The following is a 20,521-nucleotide window of genomic DNA, read 5'->3' as shown; positions in this document are numbered from 1 at the left end:
TTATAATGAATTGAAAGAATAGTAAAAAAGAATTAGAAGTGAACTGGTTCAATTGTTTGCATGCGGTTAAATCACAAAGGGGGAAGTAATTTGAAAGGGGCAAGAAAATACGAAGCAGGGAAGAAGGAACGTACTGTTTCCTTTAAGCCTAAAAAGCCTGATATAGGTAAGTTCTTTAATAAGATGGCCGGCACGCACTGGTGGAAGAATCTGAAGCTAGGCCAGAAATATGGGGTTGCGCTTTTTGTGACTATTGGTCTATTTACAGTTTCAACAGTCCTTACTTTTTTTCTGCTTACAATCGCCAGCTCAAAACTGGAGATTGTGAAGGATTCTGGGGAGAATGCCATTAAGATTACTGAATCGGCTGCTACATTTCACCATAAAGGAAGCACAATTGGAAACTTTATCATTGACTCCAATCCTAAACACTTAAAGACCTTTGACCAGCTGACAGAGGATTTTAATAAATTAAAGGAGGAAGTTTCTCCGGATTTGAGCAGTGCAAAATCGAAAGAACTTTTTAAGGAAATTGATGAAAATGATCAAAAAATCACCAGTTTATTTCATGAAGTCATTGAGCCAAAAGTAAAACTTCAGCATGAAAGAGAGTACAGGCTTGGGAAATTGCAGGCAGATAATATTATTTCTGAAACGGTTGAAAAATTGAATACCCTGAGCAGTATGATGAAAGAGGACCAGAACAAAGCTGTATCTTCTGCTAAAGCAAGTCTTATCTTAACTTTAATAACACTTGGTATTTCAATCATCGTTTCTGCTATTTTTGGAATAACAAGTATTGTTTTTATAGGCAGTATCATTACAAAAAAATTAAATTCGATCGTTACATTCTCAAATGAAATAGCAAATGGAAACCTCAACGCTGATTCAGTTGAATATGAGGGCAATGATGAAGTGGCACAGCTTAGCAGAGCTATGAATTCCATGAAAGTGAAACTGCAGGCTATGATTCAGGAAATTAATGCAGTTTCTGGATATGTAACAGAAAGAAGCGGAGAATTGAATATTGCTGCTAATGAAGTAAAAGCAGCCAGTCAGCAGGTTGCTTCTACTATGCAGGAGCTTTCAGGAGGAGCTGAGGATCAGTCTGGTTCAGCAACACGATTGTCATTATTGATGGACGAGTACCTGGAAAGAGTGAATGAAGCAGCAAGCAGCGGGAATAAAATCAAGAGTGCTTCCACAGAGGTGTTGTCGCTTACTGAGGATGGAAACAAGCTCATGAAAGAATCCCAGGAACAAATGGGATTAATTAATCAGATAATGAAATCATCTGTGAACAAGGTTAATGGGCTGGATGATCAGACCAAACAAATTTCAAGGCTAGTTAAGGTTATAAAGGAAATTGCTGACCAGACCAACCTGCTTGCATTAAATGCAGCAATTGAAGCTGCCAGAGCCGGTGAGCATGGAAGAGGGTTTGCAGTCGTTGCTGATGAGGTGAGGAAGCTTGCTGAACAGGTATCCTACTCTGTTTCGGATATCACCAAGATTGTCGGGGGGATTCAATCAGAGTCAAATAGTGTTGCCGTGTCACTTCAAACAGGCTATGCAGAAGTTGAAAAGGGAACTGAGCAAATTCAGTTGACAGGACAAACGTTTCAAAAAATTTACGAGGCAGTTAACTCAATGTCCACCAATGTTAGTGACATTTCCCGCAGCCTCGAGCAAGTATCAATTAACTCTTCGCATATGAACCAGTCCATTGGCAATATTGCCGCAGTATCTGAGGAATCTGCTGCAGGCATCGAGCAAACAAGTGCATCAATGGCTCAGACTAATCATTCAATGGAGGAAATCTCAGATAATGCACAATCTCTTTCGGAATTGGCTGAACAATTAAATGAGATGATCATAAAATTCAAACTGTAAATTTTTAGGTATACTCGTGAAAGGGTATGCCTTTTCTGTATTCTCCAAACGCATTAATATTAAAAATTATTTATGACAGTTTTCCCTGAGATTTAAAGGTTTTGGTCAAATTTTGTAGAAATATTTAATTAATTGCATACCCCAATAGGAGGAAATAGAGTGGTCATTATGAATCAGGAAATCAGGAGACTCTATGCCAGGATTGAGACTTTGGAAAAGGAAAATAATATTTTGGCCAATAATAATTCACTAGGATATAATCTTTTCTCACACTCAAAAGATGGAATTATAATATTTGACAGCGAGGAGAAAATAGTCGATGTCAATCCATCATTTATTGAAAGTATAAAAATGGATAAACAGCAGCTCATAGGCAATAGCCTGTATGAAATCGTACCGGAAAATAGGCATTTCAAGCTTGAAAAGCACATAGAGCTTCTGAGGAAGAATAAAAGTGCCAGAGGCATCCTGCCGGTATATACTGGCAGAAGTATTATTGAGTTTGATTTTACTGCCAGCATCCTAAATGATAGCGGCCTTTATATGTGTTTATTACGTGATGTAACGAGCAAGAGGCTCCTTGAGCGGAAAGTAAAAAAGAATGAAGAGCTTTATGCTGACTTATTTATCGAAGCACTTGATGGAATTATTTTTTGGGGTGGCGGCGGTGAAATCATCGATGCGAATGAAGCCGCTTGCCGAATATTTGAATGTACCCATGATGAGCTTCTCAATAAAAAGATAAAAGATTTTGTTTATGAAAAATCGGAAAGGTACAAAAGCATTGTAAAAGAGATGTTCGTTAAAGGAAGTATACGGGATGAGCTTGTTTTTCTGATGCCCAATGGCCAGTTTAAATCATTGGAGTTTACAGTGAAATTAAACTCCGTTGAAGGCTACCATATGACAATCTTCAGAAATGTAAGTGAGCGTCATGCCATGGAGAAAAGCTTAAGGGAAAGCGAACAAAAATTTCGCATGATATTTGAAGGAGCACTTGAAGGTATTCTTCTCTGGAACGATCAGTTTCAAATAGTTGATATTAATCAATCGGGCCAGAGAATGCTGCAGATGAAAAAGGATGATCTTATCGGAGCGTCACTTCATAGTATTTTGAATGACTGCAATATAACCGATGATGAATTAAAAGAGCAATTAAGAAACATACACACAGATGGCCAATCTGACGGGAATCTTTCCATTACTTTAAAATCAGGCAGAAAGAAATTCTTTGAGTTTTCCAACAAGCATAATATTTTTTCTAATATCAGTATGAGTACATTTAAAGATATAACTGAGAAGCTGGAAATGGAAGAACAGCTTCGGAAATCAGATACCTTGAATGTTATTGGAGAATTGGCTGCAGGGATTGCACATGAAATAAGAAATCCAATGACGGCTCTTAAAGGGTTTATACAGCTGTTGGAGAGCAGTGTAAAAGAAGATCATACGATGTATTTCAATGTAATCACCACTGAGCTCAGCAGGATTGATTCCATTATTAATGAATTTCTCATTCTCGCTAAGCCTCAAGCTGTCAAATTTATAGAAAAAGACATTTCACAAATCATGAAAGAAACAGTCGATCTCCTTAGTGCACAGGCTGTGCTTCATAATGTTCAATTCAGAACTTATTATGAACAAAATTTGCCCAAGGTTTTCTGCGAAACCAATCAAATGAAAAAGGTCTTTATCAACATCATTAAAAATGCAATTGAAGTCATGCCTAAAGGCGGTTATATTACCGTATCCGTTCAAAAGGGCCCTGGTCATAAAGTTCACATTACCATAAGGGATGAAGGAACAGGAATTCCTGCGCATAAAATAAAAAAGCTTGGTGAGCCTTTCTATACTACAAAAGAAAGAGGCACTGGACTTGGTTTAATGGTTACATATAAAATTATAGAAGAGCACAAGGGAACAATTGAAGTGGAAAGCAAATTGGGAAAAGGAACTGTTTTCCACATCTATTTGCCCTTATTATAAAGGCGGGAATTAATATGACAGGCAGAGTTTATTCTAAAAAAATGACACCGGTCGGAGATATTTACATCGTAGCAGAAAATGGAATTCTTTCGGCTATATACATGGGGGAAGATTTTATGGAAGGGGAAGAGGTATCATCATTGCAATTTGATCCTTCTAATACTTTAATCAGAAAGTGTACTCTCCAGCTTGAGGAATACTTTGACGGACATAGGAAGGAATTTGATATCCCTATAGAGCCCAATGGAACGGATTTTCAAAAAGCAGTATGGAAAGAGCTTTGCCTCATTCCATTTGGCGAAACAAGAAGCTATCAGGAAATCGCTGCCGGGATAGGGAAAGATAAAGCTGTGAGGGCTATTGGACAGGCAAACAAGGCCAATCGCCTTCCAATCATTATTCCTTGCCATCGTGTTATCGGCAAAAATAAATCTTTAACTGGCTATGCGGGAAGCAGGACAGAAATTAAAGAAATTTTATTATCCCTTGAAGGAGCCCATTATGCTAAATAGTTATCAAAATCACCCTTTCAAGGTGATTTTTTTGGTTTATTTAAATTCTATTGACGAAATGAACTAAATTCGATTACTATCTAATTAGATAAAAATCGAAATGGGGTACTTTACTTATGCAATTAAATCGTTTAGTAGCATTTTATAAGACAATGGGAGACCCTACCAGAATTCGGATTGTATTTCTCCTTGCCAAAGGGCCGCTGCATGGCCAGGCTATAGCCGGAAAGCTCGGCTTAACCCCGCCTACTATCACGCATCACCTGAATAAACTGCGGGAAATAAACCTTGTTTATCAAAGAAGAGATAAAAATTCTGTGTATTTTTATCTAAATGAATCCGTATTGAAACACCAATCAGGGGTTCTTGCAAAATTGGCAGACAAAGAGGAGGTTAAAAAAATGGAGGAACAAAATTCAGAAAACCAGAAGGTTATTGAAAATTTCTTTACCAGGGATGGAAAACTGAAGAATATTCCTGCCCAGAGAAAGAAGAAACTCATGGTTTTTGAACATTTAATTAAAGGCTTGAAAATGGGTAAAAAATATGAAGAAAAAGAGCTTAACGAATACATCAAACAGTTTCATGAAGATTATGCAACTATACGCAGAGAATTCATAATCAACCATTATATGTACCGCGAGAATGGGATTTACGAATTAAACCCTCCAGAAATGTGGGCAAAAATAGAAGGATAAGCAGGGGCCCTGACAGGGCCCTCTGCAACATTTTCAGCGGTAAAAATCCGTTTTGCGGTCATCAAAAATCGGAATTAAGCCGCGGACTTCCTTCACTTTATCCAGGTCAATTTCAGCATGCAGAATTTCTTCAGTTTCAGTGCCTTCAGCAAGCACATCCCCCCATGGATCAATAATCATTGAATGACCTGCAAAGACATTAGCAGGATCAGAGCCGGAACGGTTGCAGGCAATGACATAACACTGGTTTTCAATAGCACGTGCAATTAATAGCGCACGCCAATGAGCAAGCCGTGCCAATGGCCATTGAGCTACTACAAATATTGCTTCTGCACCATCTGCTGTATGGGTACGCAGCCATTCAGGAAAACGGATATCATAACAAATCATTCCTGCAAACTTCCTGTTGGCCAGGGAAAATCCTCCCCTTGCTGCCCCTCCTTTCAAATAGAGGTGCTCATTCATAAGCTTGAATAAGTGCAGCTTGCTGTATTCATGCAAAAGCTCACCATTATGGTCTACAATCAGCAGAGTATTGTAAATGCCATCAGTTGTTTTTTTGGCTACAGAACCGCCAATCAGGTAAACCTTATTTTTTTTTGCAATTTCTTTCAAAAATGCCAGTGAAAAAGCAGCATCCGGATCTGCTATTTCATCCAATCTGGTCAAATCATAGCCTGTCGTCCAAAGTTCAGGTAGTACTAAAACGTCTGGATCAGATTTAAGAGCTTTATTAATCATGGCTTCGGCCGCAATAAAATTCTTCTCTGGTTTTCCAAATGCAATATCCATTTGCAAACAAGCAATCCTTAATTTCACTTTACTCCCCCACAATCATCTTTTCCTTATGTTATGATTAGTCCGATAGATAAAAACTTTCTAAATTTTACTTTACAACTTACCATTTACGTTATATCATTTGGGACTATATTTTCAATCCTTTTTTTAAGCAGGTGAACAATTTGATTAATTATCCGCAATCTGAACTTTTAAAAAGTCTTCCTAAACAGTTTTTTGCTTCTTTGACTGTGAAGGTGGGAAAAAAACTTGAACAGGGCTATGATGTCATCAATTTGGGACAGGGAAATCCAGATCTGCCAACCCCGGATCATATTGTCAAAAGTCTTCAACGTGCAGCCGATAACCCTCAAAACCATAAGTACTCTCCTTTTCAGGGTTACCCGTATTTAAAAAAGGCAGCAGCTGACTTTTATAAAAGGGAATATGGTGTAGAATTAGACCCCGATACTGAAATAGCCATTCTTTTTGGAGGCAAAGCAGGGCTTGTTGAAATCCCCCAATGTCTTTTAAACCCTGGGGACAGGATATTGGTTCCAGACCCGGGATATCCTGATTATTGGTCAGGAGTTGCGCTGGCTAAAGCAGAAATGGTGACAATGCCTCTGAGGGAAGAAAATAACTTTTTGCCAGTATATAGTGACTTGCCGGCTGAGGAGCTTAAAGCAGCCAAGTTGATGTTTCTTAATTATCCAAATAACCCTACTGGAGCAATCGCAAACAAAGAATTTTTCCAGGAAACAGTTGAATTAAGCCGAAGGCATGAGATATGCGTAGTCCATGACTTTGCATATGGAGGAATTGGATTCGACGGAAAAAACCCTGTCAGTTTTCTTCAGGCAGAAGGAGCAAAAGAGGTTGGAATTGAAATTTATACTCTATCAAAGACCTTTAATATGGCTGGCTGGAGAGTAGGGTTTGCCGCTGGAAATGCAAGCGTTATCGCAGCATTGAACCTGATGCAGGATCATCTTTACGTCAGCTTGTTTGGAGCTGTTCAGGAAGCTGCAGCAGCTGCTCTGTCAGGCTCTCAGGATTGTGTAAAAGAGTTGAATTCGATCTACGAGTCTAGACGGAATACCCTCATTTCCGGTCTCAGGGAAATTGGGTGGGATGTACAAGCGCCAAAAGGCTCCTTTTTTGCATGGCTAAAGGTTCCTGAATCATTTACATCTGAAGAGTTTTCTGAGTATCTCCTTGAAAAAGCGCATATTGCAGTGGCACCCGGAAACGGCTTTGGCCCGTTTGGAGAAGGATTTGTAAGAGTCGGTTTGCTGACATCTGAAGAAAGACTTAGAGAAGCGGTGGAGCGAATACAAAAATTAAGCTTGTTTTAATTTTTTCAAAAATTCAATTGACAAAAGCATATAGCACTGTCATAATTTTAATTAAATTTCTAAATTAACTGAATACTCGATTTCGTTTTCTTATCAAGAGCAGGCGGAGGGACTAGCCCTATGAAGCCCGGCAACCGACTTAACAAAAGCACGGTGCTAAATCTTGCAGCTAATAGCTGAAAGATAAGGAGATGTTAGATTGTTATGCTAACCTCTTCTTATTTGAAGAGGTTTTTTTATTTTTTCCATTCTTTGAAATTGAAAGGAAGAAGATTAATGAGTGAGATTATTGCAGCGTATCTGATACATGATGAAAAACATAATCCCGAGAAAAAAGCAGAGGAGATTGCTTTAGGATTAACGGTGGGATCATGGACCCATTTGCCCGTGCTTGAAAAGCTTCAGCTGGAGAAGCATAAAGGCAGGGTCGTTTCTGTTGAAAGAGTGACAAAAAATACAGGAAGCAAGGAAACAGCTGCGATCATTAAGATCGCCTATCCTGCTGTTAATTTTAGTCCTGATTTACCGGCAATATTAACAACCGTTTTTGGAAAACTGTCATTGGACGGAAAGATAAAACTGCTGGATTTAGAGTTTTCCAATGAACTTAAAAGCTTTTTTCCAGGACCTCGATTTGGAATTGAAGGACTGAGAGAAAAATTAAATGTGTATGACAGACCTCTTTTGATGAGCATCTTCAAAGGAGTGCTCGGCAAAGATATGGATTTTTTGACTTCACAGCTGAGAGAACAGGCCTATGGGGGCATTGATCTTGTAAAAGATGACGAAATTTTATTTGAAAACAGCCTTACACCGTTTGAAGCCCGGATAGCAGAAGGAAAAAAGGTGTTAAGGCAAGTTTACGAGGAAACGGGCCATCAAACCCTTTATGCTGTGAATTTAACAGGCAGAACATTTGAATTAAAAGACAAGGCAAGGAAGGCAGCAAGTCTTGGTGCAGATCTTCTGCTGTTCAATGTATTTTCTTATGGACTCGATGTTTTGCAGTCCTTAAGAGAAGATAATGAAATTGAATTGCCTATCATGGCACATCCTGCAGTTAGCGGAGCTCTTTCAGCTTCAAGCCTTTATGGAATCTCTTATCCTTTACTTTTGGGCAAGCTGCTCAGATATTCGGGTGCTGACTTATCTTTATTCCCATCTCCTTATGGGTCTGTTGCTCTTGAAAAGACACAGGCAATATCCATTGCTGATAACCTGAATGCGGAAGATTCCTTCAAAAGATCTTTTCCGGTACCCTCAGCCGGCATTCATCCGGGTTTAGTGCCTTTGCTTTTCGAAGACTTCGGAATAGACAGTGTAATCAATGCCGGAGGCGGGATACACGGGCATCCAGATGGGGCAAGAGGAGGCGGTTTGGCATTCCGCCAGGCGATTGATTTGACTTTAAAGGGAGTTTCTTTGGCTGATGCTCCTTCAGACTTCACCGAATTAAAAAGCGCGATCGATTTGTGGGGATCAAAAGAGGCGGCTGTTAAGAATGGCTAAAATAGGGGTATTTTGCGACTTTGATGGAACTATTACCGAAAGTGATAACATCATCAATATTATGAAACATTTTGCTCCTCCCCAATGGGAAGGAATAAAAAATCAAGTTCTGAATCAGGAGATTTCTATTAAAGAGGGAGTAGGAAAGATGTTTTCCCTTCTCCCTAGCAATTTGAAAGGAGATCTCACAGATTTCATCCTGGAAAATGCAAAAATAAGAGATGGGTTTCAGCTTTTTGCCGATTACCTGGCACAAGAAAATATACCGCTTTATATAGTAAGCGGGGGGATAGATTTTTTTGTGACTCCTGTACTGGAGAAATATGGACCCTTTAAAGCAGTGTTCTGCAATAGTTCTGATTTTAGCGGCGATAAAATAAAAATCTTATGGCCCCACAGCTGTGATGAAAAATGTGAAAATAATTGCGGATGCTGCAAGCCCTCCATTATGAGGAGGCTGGAGGATGAGGACACGTTAAAAGTCGTTATCGGAGATTCAGTAACTGACCTTGAGGCTGCAAAACAGGCGGACTTTGTCATAGCAAGAGATCTGCTCCTGGAGAAAAGCAAAGAGATGAACCTTAATCACAATTCATTTGAAACGTTCTATGATTGCATAGAAGTTATAAAAAAATTAAATGAGGTGAGAGTATGAGCACACTTGAGGAAAAATGGAATGAGCTCGCCGATATTAAAGACGAGCTCGCAGCAAGGGACTGGTTTATGGGGACGAGCGGAAATCTGGCCATTAAGGTCAGTTCAAATCCGCTTCAATTCCTTGTAACTGCAAGCGGAAAGGATAAAAGAAAACGCACTTCCGAAGACTTCCTGCTAGTGGATGAATTTGGCCGTCCGGTGGAAGAAACTCATTTAAAGCCATCCGCTGAAACACTTCTGCATACGGAAATATACAGTAAAACAAAAGCTGAATGCAGTCTTCATGTACATACAATCGATAATAATGTTATCTCAGAAATATATGGAGATCAGGAGGCAGTAACATTTCAGGGGCAAGAGCTCATTAAAGCATTTAATAAATGGGAGGAGGATGCTGTCCTTAGAATTCCGATTATTCCAAATTATGCGCATATTCCTGCGCTGGCAAATTGTTTCTCTTCCCATGTACATGAAGATTCAGGTGCAATTTTAATTAGAAATCACGGAATTACTGTTTGGGGCAAAACCTCTTTTGAGGCTAAAAAGATCCTTGAAGCTTCAGAGTTTCTGTTCCGCTATCAGCTAAGGCTTCTGGAGCACAGACCCAATCAGCTATCCAGAGTTGTGTAAGGCACAAGATGCAGATTTAAATAAGAAAGATAACAGTAGAGAGGAATGATTAGCATGGCATATATCGTACTGAAAAATTCAAAAAAAGAAATCAGGAATCAGGAAGAAGTTGCTTCTTTTCTGGAAAAACAGGGGGTTATCTATGAGCAATGGGAAATAGATAAATTGCCAGAAAACCTTCAGGAGAGATATTTGCTTTCTGATGATGAAAAACAACAAATACTTGAGACATTTGCTGCAGAAATTAAGGATATTTCAGAAAGAAGAGGATACATGGCCCAGGATGTCATTTCTCTTTCGGAAAATACGCCGAATTTGGAACAGCTCCTTCAGAATTTTCAGCAGGAACACCATCATACAGACGATGAGGTAAGGTTTATTGTCAGTGGCCACGGAGTTTTTATTATACAAGGAAAAGATGGGGAATTTTTTGAGGTATACTTAAAACCCGGCGATTTAATTTCCGTGCCTGAAAATATCCGTCATTATTTCACTTTGCAGGATGACAGAAAGGTGGTAGCCATCAGAATTTTTGTATCTTCAGAAGGATGGGTGCCAATTTATGAGGAAAAGGAAGTTCATCAATAATACGTTGACCCATTGCTCCGGCATTGGGTTTTTTATTTTTCCACTATAGTAGTTGGATATTTTTTACAATCCTAACTTGCAAAAATTTTATCAAATACTGTTGATTCCTCATGTTTTAAGCAGCAGAAGTGTGTCGAAACCGTGTGAAGCCAAAGTGAAATTTGTGTCGATTAAAACAACTTTGGAAAAAGATTGTCTAATATTGCGAATCTATTTACATTTATAGAAATTCTTGTAATAATGCTTCAAGTAGACACATTAATATTGGATAAAAGGGATAGGATTAGGAGGAAAAAAGTTGCGCAATAAAAGAATACAGCTGCTGACTGAAATCCAGCAAAAAAGGGAAAAAATGATAGAAACGGCCAGGGAAAAGGGGATGGCTAGCCAGGAAACGGTTCTCTGCAGCCAGGAACTCGATCAATTGATTTTTGAATATCAATGCGCCATAAAACGGGAGAAGGAACAAAGAAATAGAATGAGAGTTTCATTCAGACAAATGATTCTATCCCTTAAGAAAGCAGTTGTATAATTATAATAACAAAGGATATTTAATGAGTATATAGAGGTAATCAAAAAGAATCCGTGGAGGGTTCTTTTTTTTGCAATCTTCTGCCATTCTAGTAATAAACATATTAATTCATTAAAGAAGTACTATGCCTGTATAGAGAATCATATATCGTAATACAAAGCTTTTTTTCACTTAAAGTTTTCAATACTCATACAAGCTTTAAGTAAGAGGAGGGAAAGAAGAAAATGCACATAGTTGTGTGTGTCAAGCAAGTGCCTGATACAAAAATCATTAAAATCAACCCCAAAACCAATACCTTGGACCGGCGCAGTGCTCCTGCCATATTAAATCCTTATGACGCCCATGCAGTTCAGGAAGCTGTGAGAATTACAAAGACAATTGGAAAAGGCACCATATCGGTCTTATCCATGGGGCCACCACAGGCTGTAGCGGTTATTAAGAAAAGTATCGAAATTGGGGCGGATAGGGGATATTTGATTTCTGACCGTGCATTTGCCGGTGCCGATACATTGGCTACCAGCTATGCCCTGTCTAAAGCATTAGAACGTATTTCAAAAGATATGCCTGTCGATTTAATTCTATGCGGAAAGCATGCTATTGATGGAGATACCGGCCAGGTTGGACCAGGAATCGCAAGGCGGCTGGATATCCCTCCAGTCACCAATGTGATCGAGATAGCGGAAGTTAATGAAAGTGAAAAAACGGTTTTAATAAAAAGGAAGATCACTGATGGATATGAATTAATCCAAGCTCAAATCCCTTGCCTGCTGACAGTTGAAAAAGAGATTAACAGCATAGAATATTCCCCTATGCCAAATATGATAAAAGCCGCCAGATATGAGCCGGTGGTCTGGTCTGTAAATGATCTTGAAGGTGTGGATCGGACCCAGCTTGGGCTGAAGGGATCTCCTACGATAGTGGGTAAAATGTTTACTCCTCCAAAGCCAGAAGGCGGAAAAAGGCTTGAAGGAAATTCAGATGAACAGATACAGCAGCTGATGGAGCTTCTTAATGATAAAAAAGAGCTGTTTGCAGGCAAATAGCTGTAATAAACAGGGGGGATTAACATGATGGATGAGTACCGTGGAGTATGGGTATTCATAGAACAAAATGATGGGAAAATTGAAGAGGTTTCCCTTGAATTGCTCGGAGCAGGCAGAAAGCTGGCTGATAAGCTTGAGGTACCTCTTTCCGGGGTGCTGCTTGGGTATGGAATAAAGTCTTTAAGCCGGGAGGTCATCACATATGGTGCTGATCTGGTCTATGTAATTGACCACGAAGTAATGAAAGATTACCGGACAGAATCTTATATGAAGGCTGTTATCAAGCTAGCTGAAAAATATAAGCCTGAAATATTTCTATATGGGGCCACCTCCAATGGGAAAGATTTAGCCAGTGCAGTTGCCACAGACCTAAGTACTGGATTGACAGCGGATACAACCATGCTGGATGTCGAGGTGGAAAAGAGACTTCTGGAAGCAAGCCGGCCGGCATTTGGAGGAAACATTATGGCAACCATCCTCTGCAAAAAACACCGGCCTCAGATGGCTACTGTCCGCCCTAAGGTTATGAAAGCAATGGAGCCTGATCCAAATAGGCAGGGTGAGATTATAGAAGAATCGATTACATTGAGAGAAGATGACATGCGCACAAAGGTGATTGAAATTGTGAAGGATGTCACAAAAAAAGTGAATTTAGCTGAAGCCCATGTTGTCGTTGCAGGCGGGAAAGGGATGGGCGATATCCAAAACTTTCAGATGATCCATGAGCTGGCTGACGCCATCGGAGCAACCGTAGGGGGAACAAGGGATGTTGTTGAGGCGGGATGGCTTCCGCATGAACAGCAGGTTGGACAGACCGGAGAAACCATTACTCCAAAGATCTATTTTGCTATTGGGATTTCAGGTGCCATTCAGCATGTTGTAGGCATGAAGAATTCAGAGCTTATTATTGCGATTAACAAAGATCCTGAAGCACCTATTTTCGATGTAGCCACTTACGGTATCGTAGGTGATGCACTTGATATTGTTCCGAAACTTATTGAAAAGTTCAAGGAAGCCAGCGAAAGAGGAGGTGAAATGAGCTATGTCTGAAAAGTTTGATGTTATTGTGGTCGGTGCAGGGCCTGCAGGAACTTCCTGTGCTTACACCTGCGCTAAAAACGGACTGAAAGTCCTGCAAATAGAAAGAGGAGAATATCCAGGCAGCAAAAATGTAATGGGCGGAGTACTATACCGTAAGCAAATGGAGGAAATCATCCCGGAGTTTTGGAAAGAAGCCCCACTCGAACGGCCTGTCATAGAACAGCGTTTCTGGATGATGGATAAAGAATCCGCAGTGAGTTTTGGCTACAAAGGTCTTGAGTGGGGAAAGGAACCATATAATAATTTTACGGTTCTGCGGGCGCGATTTGACCAATGGTTTGCTAAGAAAGGGGTAGAGCAGGGGGTTCTATTAATAAATGAAACCGTTGTACTTGAATGTTTGACTGAGAATGGGAAAGTGGTTGGTGTAAGAACTGACCGTCCGGATGGAGATATATATGCAGATGTAGTGGTTTTGGCAGATGGCGTGAATTCACTGCTGGCAAAACAGCTTGGCTACCATAAAGAATTCCGGCCTGATGAAGTGGCGCTGACAGTTATGGAAGTTATTAATCTTTCTAAAGATAAGATTAATGATCGTTTTAACCTGGAAGACAACCAGGGCTGCACGATAGAAATCTTCGGAGACTCCACTAAAGGCAATCTCGGAACAGCTTTCATCTACACCAATAAAGATAGTATCAATATTGGCGTGGGCACGACTCTTTCAAGCATGATTAAGGCAAAGCTTAAACCTTATGACCTGCTGGATTATTTAAAAACACACCCTATGGTTAGACCTTTAATAGAAGGAGGAGAATCCGCTGAATATCTGGCTCATCTTATTCCGGAAGGGGGCTACCACTCGGTGCCAAAAGTGGCCGGAAATGGAGTGCTTCTAGTTGGTGATGCGGCACAGCTTGTAAATGCCATTCATCGTGAAGGTTCTAATATGGCCATGGCTTCCGGAACAATGGCTGCTGAAACGATCATTGCCGCTAGAGAGCGGGGAGATTTTAGTGAAACCAGTTTGAATCAATACAGGGAGAAACTGTATCAAAGTTTTATTATTAAGGATCTGGAAAAATATAAAGATGCAACTCACACGTTTGAGAACTATCCGCAATATTTTAAGGAATATGTTCCGATGCTGAACAGGGCAGCGAACAAATTCTTCACTGTTGATGGAACTCCGAAGAAAGATAAGCAAAAAGAAATAATGAAGAGTTTCACCAGTGAACGAGGGACTATTCGTGTGCTTCAAGATATGTACAGAGCATGGAAGGCGGTGAAATAATGTCAACAAAAACGATCGAAGAAAAGCAATATTTGGTTCGTTTTAAGGCAGATACAAAATCACATCTTACCGTATTGGATCATGATATCTGTATGACAAAATGCCCTGATAAAATATGCACCATCTTCTGCCCGGCTGAGGTCTACAAATGGGAAGGATTAAGAATGCAGGTAGGCTACGAAGGGTGTCATGAATGCGGAAGCTGCAGAATAGGATGTCCGTATCAGAACATTAAATGGGAATATCCTAAAGGAGGTCATGGGATAGTATTCAGGCTAGCATAATTCAGCCCGCAGAACCATACAAAAAACCGGCCAACAAATTGGCCGGTTTTGAAAAGGGGGGATGAAAAAGGCTTTATCTTTCGGTACATGTACATTATAAATTTGAAATATTAATAAACTGTTAACAAGATATATAAAAACTATGAATTCTAAAGTGATTTTCCAAACTGACGCGTTAATGCTTTTTAGTAATAGTGCTTTAGTAACTTAACTTTTCAGACAGAATTTGTTAAACTGAAATTGGTCGAACTACTATAGTTGACCCCCTATAATCTGGAGAGCTTAGTTTATCTAGGCTCTTTTTTTATTTCATTATGGGATAAGGTTTTTTATTGGGTTTAAATTATACGTAGTATTTACCTATATGTATGTTATTTCACATGCGAGGGTAAAAAAAGATGGAGCGAAGGAGAAATAACTTTTTGAGGTTAGCTGATTTTTTCTTGATTATTTAAAAAACTGAACTTGGAGTCTTTGACATTGGCTTCAATTTCTCTGGCATGTTCAAAAGCTTTATGGATGCATTCATGAAGGGATGAAGAATATAGTACTTCATTCCATGAAAAGCTTCCTTCTGAATTAGATGGATAAATGGTTACTTTCCAGCAATAGAACTCTTTTTCCTGTTCTTTAAGCTGTCCTTCCATGGCGATTAGCCAATGTGTTTGCCCATTGGAAAGGAGTGAGTCAGCTGTTTTCGCCGGAATAAGGCATTTTTGATAAAACTCATAATAGGCTGGCAGATGCATTTTTTATCCCTCCTAACAATTTACAGGGTTTAGCTGCGCCGTTATAAAGATAACTTACCTTTATTATATGGCAAAAAAAGAGAATATTGCACACAATTATTTTAATTTTTTGAAAATTTTTAAGGATGTTCAAAGTGATAGGCATCACAACAATCAAACCTGCTATTTTTTATACTAAACCTATAACAGATAGGAGGGATTTAAGGATGGAAGGCTGTATGAGCTCCATGATGAGCAATGGTCCAGTCATTCTTAGCAAAGGACTGAATCAGCTTAAAGAGGAGCATCCTCCTCTTTTGGCAATGCTTGAAGAGCTGCTTAATATCACCATTAAAATGGAGGAATCTCCGGACAGAGCTCTGTTTGAGAAATTAACTGAAAATGTACAGAGTTTCTGCAGTCAGCTTGATCCTCATTCAGAAAGGGAGGAAGGCGTACTATTCCGCATAATGGAACGGTATTTGGGAAAAGGAACAGGCCCTATAGCTGTCATGGAGTATGAGCATGATCAGGCTAAAAGCTGTATTAATTCTTTCTTAAGAGCCGCTGAAGGAAAAGAGCATTTGACAGAAAAAGAAATGGCCGAACAAACCAGGCAAATTAAAAAGGCATACCACACTCTGACACAGCATTTTTCTAAAGAAGAAAACGTTCTTTTTCCTATGGCGGAAAATCTTCTTACTGAAGAAGAAAAAAATGAGCTTTATATGAAAATACAGCAAATATAAAGAGGAGGGAGCCCCTCCTCTTTTATAATTAGGCTATTATTGAAAGGTTTCCTTGATGCTTTTTGTTTACTGAGTTAATTGCAGCGGAAGGTGAGAGATCCTAGAAAATGCATACATTTTTTTCGTGCGGTGTGTACTCAAGTAAGCATATTCAATGTCCTGCGGGAGTAGCGGGACAGATGAGATCCAGCATACGAGTAGCGTCGAGGGGCTTAGGCGCCCGCCCCGCGATCATTGAGCATTCCTTTGCTGCAATCAACGGGAAAAAATGATAAGCAAAAGATAACATTTAAAGAGCCTTACAAAAAGAACCCTTAATTATTCCATTCAGAAACCCTTTCATCTGGGGGAAGCAATAAAGTCAGCAATCCCAAAACGGGAAGAAACCCTGTTAATATAATCATATTAACCAGACCAATAGTGTCGGCTATATAGCCCAAAGCAACGGAGCCTATTGCCCCCATGCCGAAAGCCAGCCCTACAGTCAGTCCAGCCATTGTGCCGATTTTGCCTGGGACGAGTTCCTGGGCGTATACAACAGTCACAGAAAAGCTTGACATAAGAATAAATCCGCCTGCCACCAGCATGATAAATGCAAGAGCGGAAGGCACTAATGGAATGAGAATTGAAAGAGGAACAGTCAGTATCATTGAAAGAAAAATAATCTGTTTCTTCCCAAACCGATCTGCAAGCGGGCCGCCAAAAAACGTACCCAGCGCCCCTGAGACTAAAAATGCAAATAAAAAGAGCTGTGCCTGACTAATTGTGAATGAATACTTCTCTATTGCATAAAAAGCATAGAAATTTGTCATCCCAGAGATATACCACGAACGGGCAAATATCAAAAAAAGAACCAATAGAAGGGCTCCCCACACCTTTTTAGAAATTCTTTTGTTTTGGTGTGCCCCTGAAGCTTTCCGAGGTTTTGTGACGGTCAGTTCCTTATGAAGCCGTCCTGTATACCAAAATGCAATATAAATAAGCAGTCCTACTGCAATTGCCGCAACTGCGGTAAACCATGCAGCCCCTATTTGTCCCAGGGGAACAAGTATGAGGGCTGTAATGATCGGAGCAAGTGCCTGTCCGGTATTTCCCCCAACTTGATAAATGGATTGAGCAAGTCCTCTGCGCTGGCCTGCTGCCATGTAGGCTACCCTTGAACCTTCAGGATGGAACACAGCTGAGCCCAACCCAATGAATAGAACTGAGAGAATGATCCATTTATAATCTGGTGCAAATGCCAGGCCTAATACACCAAATAAAGTTGAGGTAAGGCCTATTGGCAAGGCGAACGGGAAGGGTTTTTTATCAGTGGCCATCCCAATGACAGGCTGCATGATGGAAGAAACCATATTTAACGAAAAAGCAATCATGCCCAGCTGTGAATAGGTAAGTCCCATAGATTTTTCCAAAATGGGAAACATAGCCGGGATTACGGATTGGATAGAATCGTTCAACAGGTGGCAGAGCCCAATGATGAATAATATCCTGTAGGCTGTTTTCTGCTGCGGATCAGAATTTGGATTGATTGTAGCAGCGGTAGCACTCATAATGTAAGTCTCCTTCTTTCTGAACATTTCGTGAAGCTAAATATAGTGTACCTTATTCACAGGTCTATCAAAATAGCTATTTCGAAAATCTATTAAATATTATATAATTTACATTATTTAGAATAAAGGGAGAGCAGGGAAGCTAATGGAAAAAGCTGTTGATGCTTTAATGACGGACGAAATCCTCCATCATTTCTTAAGTATCTTTTCTTTGGATACCGTGAATTATAAAAAGCTGGGTGACTTTGAAAACTATGTCTATCAAACTTCAAAACATGGGGAAGAGCTTATTTTGAGAATTACCCATTCGTCCCATAGAAAGCTGCAGGAGCTATTATCAGAAGTTGACTGGATGAGCTTTTTAAGAGCAGAAGGTGTGAAGGTTCCGAGGGGTGTTCCTTCACAAGATGGAAATATGGTTGAAGCTTTGGAGGCTTATGACGGCTCTGTCTTTTATGCAAGTGTATTTTCCAAAGCAGAGGGAAAGCCAATCAGTGTTCATGCACCGGTATTCAATAAGGAGTTATTTTATGTGTGGGGAAGAGCAGTGGGGAAAATGCATACAGCCACAAAGTCATATGTTCCTTCTGCTGGCACTATCCCGCGCATGCAATGGCATGAAGAAGAATTGCTTAACGTTGAAAAATATATACCTGAAAAAGATCAATTAATCGTTCAGAATACAAAGGAATTATTGAATCTGCTTCAAACATTGCCAAAACATAAAAACAATTATGGGCTTATTCATACGGATATTCATTCAGGAAACTTTTTTTATGACGGAAAAGAGATACAAGTGTTTGATTTTGATGACTGCTGTTATCATTGGTTTGCATCTGATATCGCCATTCCCCTATATTACTCACTCTTATATAAGTTCAAGGAGGCAGATCAATCAGAAATAAATGGTTTTGGAAGGGGGTTCCTGGACTCCTTTTTGGATGGCTATCAGCTGGAAAATGAATTTCCCGGTGACTTGGAAAAACATCTGCCGTTATTCCTGAGGCTTAGGGATATCACTCTGTATTCTGTTCTCCATAAAAAAATCGCACCTGAGGACAGGACTCCTCAGCTTTTAAAAATGATGAAGTCAATAAAGGACCGGATTGAGAGAAACGTTCCGATCTATATAAGTTAAAAGGGAAGGTGCATACGTTCATGCACCTTCCCTTTTTATGTGTTTTTGACTGGCAGAAAGATATCTACATGAGTACCCTTCGATTCTTCGCTTGTAATAAATATTTCACCGCCGAAAGAATGGATAATGCGCCTGCATACCACTAGACCAAGACCTGTACCCATTTCCTTTGAAGTGTAAAAAGGATGAAATATCTTTTCTAATTCATTTTCTGGAATACCAGAGCCTGTATCCGCGATTTTAAGCTGGCATCTGGATTGCAATTTGGTTAGCTTTATTGTTAGTTTTCCGCCACTCTCCATTGATTCAAAAGCGTTTTTCATTAAATTCAGGATTACCTGTTTCATCTGATCTTTCGTACAGTCAACCATAACAGGCTCATCTGGAAGAACAGATTCGAAATTGACATTGTGTAAATTAGCTTCTGAAAGTATTAATGGCTCTAACTCCTTTACAATACCTCTTAAATCCATCGCTTCCGTTTTTAGCGCTGTAGGTTTACCCAGAATTAAAAACTCACTGACAATTTCATTAATTCTTCTTATCTCATCATTTATGACCGAGAAATAATACTGGTCCTGAGCATTCGTATATTTTTCGCTCAATAACTGTATAAGGCCTTTTATTCCCGTTAATGGGTTCCTGATTTCATGGGCTGTGCTGGCAGCCAGAGTGCCTACCAGTTCCAGCTTTTGCACCTCATTTTCCTTTTTTTCCTTTTCAGTCTGTTTTTTAAGCCTTAAATATTTAATAAAGAGAAATACAATATGCAATAAAATCGCTAAACCAAGGATTGCCCGGAAAGCATCCTTTATTATTTTCAGCATGTCTCTTGGCGGAAATTCCACTTTCACACTCCAAGGCAGCCTGTCAATCGGAATTGTAATGCTGTTTTGACTGGAAAAGGAGGAGTCTCCATTCATATTGATGTCCATGATTGTTTGCCTTTTAGAATTAAGAATACAAAGTCGGGCATCGGGAGTGAGAAGCCTCATAATATTTTGTACGTAATCCACCCTCATATGTGCCACAATAATAGCAATTACATCTCCATTGTCATTTACTACCGGCTTTGCTATCCCAACGACAGTTTGACCATTTGACAATGTTTCAGATGTATTTGAAATAACAATATCTTTCGTTAGCAAAACCTCTTTAAGATATTTCTTATCAGATAAATTTGAGTTTGCTAAAAATTGATTTGAGCCTGTAAGAACCATTCCGCTGGGGTTGAGAAGGTAAATCCCTCCATAACGCGGATCCATTTGATTGGCTTTTTGGAGCAGAGGCTCAAGCTTGTCCGTAGGCTTGTCAGCACTTCCCGCTGTCAGTGAAAGCATCTCAAGTGTGGTCACGGTCTCGGAAATAAATTGGTCCCAGCTTCGTTGATGTATGGAGCCAATCCATTTTGCTTCTTCCAGTCTTTCCATATCGTTTTGTTTAACAGAATCCATAAAGAAAAAGATGCTGCCGGCTAAAGTTGGAATAATAACTGCAAATAAATAAAGCAGGAAATTTCTGTTTCGGTTATTCATGAGGTTAGCTCCAGAT

At 39.7% G+C, this 20,521-nt stretch carries 20 protein-coding genes and 1 riboswitch; of the genes, 16 read left to right on the top strand and 4 right to left on the bottom strand.

Going from position 1 to position 20,521, the window contains the following annotated elements; genetic code table 11:
- The first annotated feature begins 90 nt into the window (after positions 1 to 90).
- The 4 genes from NSQ49_RS04805 to NSQ49_RS04790 all read left to right on the top strand — a co-directional run bounded on the left by NSQ49_RS04805 (position 91) and on the right by NSQ49_RS04790 (position 5,089).
- A complete protein-coding gene (locus NSQ49_RS04805; RefSeq protein ID WP_251283143.1) occupies positions 91 to 1,893 on the top strand; it encodes a methyl-accepting chemotaxis protein in 1,803 nt (600 codons plus the stop codon).
- 168 nt (positions 1,894 to 2,061) lie between these two features.
- The gene (locus NSQ49_RS04800) at positions 2,062 to 3,879 is read left to right on the top strand and encodes a PAS domain-containing sensor histidine kinase (protein ID WP_236566334.1); all 1,818 of its coding nucleotides are present in this window, start codon (positions 2,062 to 2,064) and stop codon (positions 3,877 to 3,879) included.
- A gap of 14 nt (positions 3,880 to 3,893) precedes the next feature.
- Positions 3,894 to 4,391 carry a methylated-DNA--[protein]-cysteine S-methyltransferase gene (locus tag NSQ49_RS04795; RefSeq protein WP_251283144.1) on the top strand — a complete coding sequence of 166 codons (498 nt, stop codon included), beginning with the start codon at positions 3,894 to 3,896 and terminating at the stop codon, positions 4,389 to 4,391.
- Positions 4,392 to 4,507: 116 nt separating this feature from the next.
- On the top strand, positions 4,508 to 5,089 hold the full coding sequence (locus NSQ49_RS04790; RefSeq protein ID WP_251283145.1) for a DUF2087 domain-containing protein: 582 nt from the start codon (positions 4,508 to 4,510) through the stop codon (positions 5,087 to 5,089).
- 33 nt (positions 5,090 to 5,122) lie between these two features.
- On the opposite strand, the gene NSQ49_RS04785 is transcribed toward NSQ49_RS04790, so the two are convergent.
- Complete coding sequence (locus NSQ49_RS04785) at positions 5,123 to 5,908, bottom strand: carbon-nitrogen family hydrolase (RefSeq protein WP_159870418.1); 786 nt, start codon at positions 5,906 to 5,908, stop codon at positions 5,123 to 5,125.
- A 143-nt stretch (positions 5,909 to 6,051) separates the two neighbouring features.
- Between NSQ49_RS04785 and NSQ49_RS04780 the strand changes: the two genes are divergently transcribed.
- The 10 genes from NSQ49_RS04780 (at position 6,052) to NSQ49_RS04735 (ending at position 14,805) form a co-directional block, all read left to right on the top strand.
- Entirely contained in the window at positions 6,052 to 7,224 is a 1,173-nt protein-coding gene (locus NSQ49_RS04780; RefSeq protein WP_285868792.1) for a pyridoxal phosphate-dependent aminotransferase, read from the top strand.
- 87 nt (positions 7,225 to 7,311) lie between these two features.
- Positions 7,312 to 7,414: riboswitch (SAM riboswitch) on the top strand.
- A gap of 86 nt (positions 7,415 to 7,500) precedes the next feature.
- Positions 7,501 to 8,733 (top strand): 2,3-diketo-5-methylthiopentyl-1-phosphate enolase, encoded by a 1,233-nt coding sequence (locus NSQ49_RS04775; protein ID WP_251283146.1) that lies wholly within the window; start codon positions 7,501 to 7,503, stop codon positions 8,731 to 8,733.
- Complete coding sequence (locus NSQ49_RS04770) at positions 8,726 to 9,388, top strand: 2-hydroxy-3-keto-5-methylthiopentenyl-1-phosphate phosphatase (protein ID WP_159870427.1); 663 nt, start codon at positions 8,726 to 8,728, stop codon at positions 9,386 to 9,388. The genes NSQ49_RS04775 and NSQ49_RS04770 overlap by 8 nt, the downstream gene beginning before the upstream one ends.
- Entirely contained in the window at positions 9,385 to 10,020 is a 636-nt protein-coding gene (locus tag NSQ49_RS04765) for a methylthioribulose 1-phosphate dehydratase (protein ID WP_159870430.1), read from the top strand. Before NSQ49_RS04770 ends, NSQ49_RS04765 begins: the two co-directional genes overlap by 4 nt.
- A 54-nt stretch (positions 10,021 to 10,074) precedes the next feature.
- A complete protein-coding gene (locus NSQ49_RS04760) occupies positions 10,075 to 10,608 on the top strand; it encodes a 1,2-dihydroxy-3-keto-5-methylthiopentene dioxygenase (RefSeq protein WP_251283147.1) in 534 nt (177 codons plus the stop codon).
- Positions 10,609 to 10,906: 298 nt separating this feature from the next.
- Positions 10,907 to 11,140, top strand: a complete 234-nt coding sequence (locus NSQ49_RS04755) for an aspartyl-phosphate phosphatase Spo0E family protein (protein ID WP_159870436.1) — start codon at positions 10,907 to 10,909, stop codon at positions 11,138 to 11,140.
- A gap of 224 nt (positions 11,141 to 11,364) precedes the next feature.
- Entirely contained in the window at positions 11,365 to 12,183 is an 819-nt protein-coding gene (locus tag NSQ49_RS04750; RefSeq protein WP_159870439.1) for an electron transfer flavoprotein subunit beta/FixA family protein, read from the top strand.
- A 24-nt stretch (positions 12,184 to 12,207) separates the two neighbouring features.
- Positions 12,208 to 13,233 (top strand): electron transfer flavoprotein subunit alpha/FixB family protein, encoded by a 1,026-nt coding sequence (locus NSQ49_RS04745; RefSeq protein WP_159870442.1) that lies wholly within the window; start codon positions 12,208 to 12,210, stop codon positions 13,231 to 13,233.
- The gene (locus NSQ49_RS04740; RefSeq protein ID WP_251283148.1) at positions 13,226 to 14,521 is read left to right on the top strand and encodes an FAD-dependent oxidoreductase; all 1,296 of its coding nucleotides are present in this window, start codon (positions 13,226 to 13,228) and stop codon (positions 14,519 to 14,521) included. Before NSQ49_RS04745 ends, NSQ49_RS04740 begins: the two co-directional genes overlap by 8 nt.
- Positions 14,521 to 14,805, top strand: coding sequence for a ferredoxin family protein (locus NSQ49_RS04735; RefSeq protein WP_019381639.1), 285 nt, complete (start codon positions 14,521 to 14,523; stop codon positions 14,803 to 14,805). Before NSQ49_RS04740 ends, NSQ49_RS04735 begins: the two co-directional genes overlap by 1 nt.
- Before the next feature lie 428 nt (positions 14,806 to 15,233).
- Here NSQ49_RS04735 and NSQ49_RS04730 read toward each other — a convergent pair whose 3' ends face one another.
- Complete coding sequence (locus NSQ49_RS04730) at positions 15,234 to 15,554, bottom strand: hypothetical protein (protein WP_159870448.1); 321 nt, start codon at positions 15,552 to 15,554, stop codon at positions 15,234 to 15,236.
- Between the two features lie 206 nt (positions 15,555 to 15,760).
- Between NSQ49_RS04730 and NSQ49_RS04725 the strand changes: the two genes are divergently transcribed.
- Positions 15,761 to 16,282 (top strand): hemerythrin domain-containing protein, encoded by a 522-nt coding sequence (locus NSQ49_RS04725; protein WP_251283149.1) that lies wholly within the window; start codon positions 15,761 to 15,763, stop codon positions 16,280 to 16,282.
- A 314-nt stretch (positions 16,283 to 16,596) separates the two neighbouring features.
- Here the strand turns inward: NSQ49_RS04725 and NSQ49_RS04720 are convergent, their stop codons facing one another.
- Positions 16,597 to 17,832 carry an MFS transporter gene (locus tag NSQ49_RS04720; RefSeq protein ID WP_159862458.1) on the bottom strand — a complete coding sequence of 412 codons (1,236 nt, stop codon included), beginning with the start codon at positions 17,830 to 17,832 and terminating at the stop codon, positions 16,597 to 16,599.
- A 145-nt stretch (positions 17,833 to 17,977) separates the two neighbouring features.
- On the opposite strand from NSQ49_RS04720, the gene NSQ49_RS04715 reads away from it, so the two are divergent.
- Positions 17,978 to 18,970 (top strand): phosphotransferase enzyme family protein, encoded by a 993-nt coding sequence (locus NSQ49_RS04715; protein WP_251283150.1) that lies wholly within the window; start codon positions 17,978 to 17,980, stop codon positions 18,968 to 18,970.
- Between the two features lie 35 nt (positions 18,971 to 19,005).
- Here NSQ49_RS04715 and NSQ49_RS04710 read toward each other — a convergent pair whose 3' ends face one another.
- Positions 19,006 to 20,505 carry a PAS domain-containing sensor histidine kinase gene (locus NSQ49_RS04710; RefSeq protein WP_251283151.1) on the bottom strand — a complete coding sequence of 500 codons (1,500 nt, stop codon included), beginning with the start codon at positions 20,503 to 20,505 and terminating at the stop codon, positions 19,006 to 19,008.
- Positions 20,506 to 20,521 lie beyond the last annotated feature (16 nt).

Source organism: Cytobacillus sp. FSL R5-0377 (assembly GCF_038004385.1).
Lineage (GTDB): Bacteria > Bacillota > Bacilli > Bacillales > Cytobacillaceae > Cytobacillus.
The sequence above is the reverse complement of the archived record's forward strand: the minus strand, read 5'-3'. Positions and strand labels throughout refer to the sequence as shown.

Bases quoted from the DNA above. Each gene is read 5' to 3' on its own strand.
- NSQ49_RS04800 (WP_236566334.1), top strand. From the start codon at position 2,062: ATGAATCAGGAAATCAGGAGACTCTATGCCAGGATTGAGACTTTGGAA.
- NSQ49_RS04795 (WP_251283144.1), top strand. From the start codon at position 3,894: ATGACAGGCAGAGTTTATTCTAAAAAAATGACACCGGTCGGAGATATT.
- NSQ49_RS04790 (WP_251283145.1), top strand. From the start codon at position 4,508: ATGCAATTAAATCGTTTAGTAGCATTTTATAAGACAATGGGAGACCCT.
- NSQ49_RS04775 (WP_251283146.1), top strand. From the start codon at position 7,501: ATGAGTGAGATTATTGCAGCGTATCTGATACATGATGAAAAACATAAT.
- NSQ49_RS04770 (WP_159870427.1), top strand. From the start codon at position 8,726: ATGGCTAAAATAGGGGTATTTTGCGACTTTGATGGAACTATTACCGAA.
- NSQ49_RS04765 (WP_159870430.1), top strand. From the start codon at position 9,385: ATGAGCACACTTGAGGAAAAATGGAATGAGCTCGCCGATATTAAAGAC.
- NSQ49_RS04760 (WP_251283147.1), top strand. From the start codon at position 10,075: ATGGCATATATCGTACTGAAAAATTCAAAAAAAGAAATCAGGAATCAG.
- NSQ49_RS04750 (WP_159870439.1), top strand. From the start codon at position 11,365: ATGCACATAGTTGTGTGTGTCAAGCAAGTGCCTGATACAAAAATCATT.
- NSQ49_RS04745 (WP_159870442.1), top strand. From the start codon at position 12,208: ATGATGGATGAGTACCGTGGAGTATGGGTATTCATAGAACAAAATGAT.
- NSQ49_RS04740 (WP_251283148.1), top strand. From the start codon at position 13,226: ATGTCTGAAAAGTTTGATGTTATTGTGGTCGGTGCAGGGCCTGCAGGA.
- NSQ49_RS04735 (WP_019381639.1), top strand. From the start codon at position 14,521: ATGTCAACAAAAACGATCGAAGAAAAGCAATATTTGGTTCGTTTTAAG.
- NSQ49_RS04730 (WP_159870448.1), bottom strand. From the start codon at position 15,554: ATGCATCTGCCAGCCTATTATGAGTTTTATCAAAAATGCCTTATTCCG.
- NSQ49_RS04725 (WP_251283149.1), top strand. From the start codon at position 15,761: ATGGAAGGCTGTATGAGCTCCATGATGAGCAATGGTCCAGTCATTCTT.
- NSQ49_RS04720 (WP_159862458.1), bottom strand. From the start codon at position 17,832: ATGAGTGCTACCGCTGCTACAATCAATCCAAATTCTGATCCGCAGCAG.
- NSQ49_RS04715 (WP_251283150.1), top strand. From the start codon at position 17,978: ATGGAAAAAGCTGTTGATGCTTTAATGACGGACGAAATCCTCCATCAT.
- NSQ49_RS04710 (WP_251283151.1), bottom strand. From the start codon at position 20,505: ATGAATAACCGAAACAGAAATTTCCTGCTTTATTTATTTGCAGTTATT.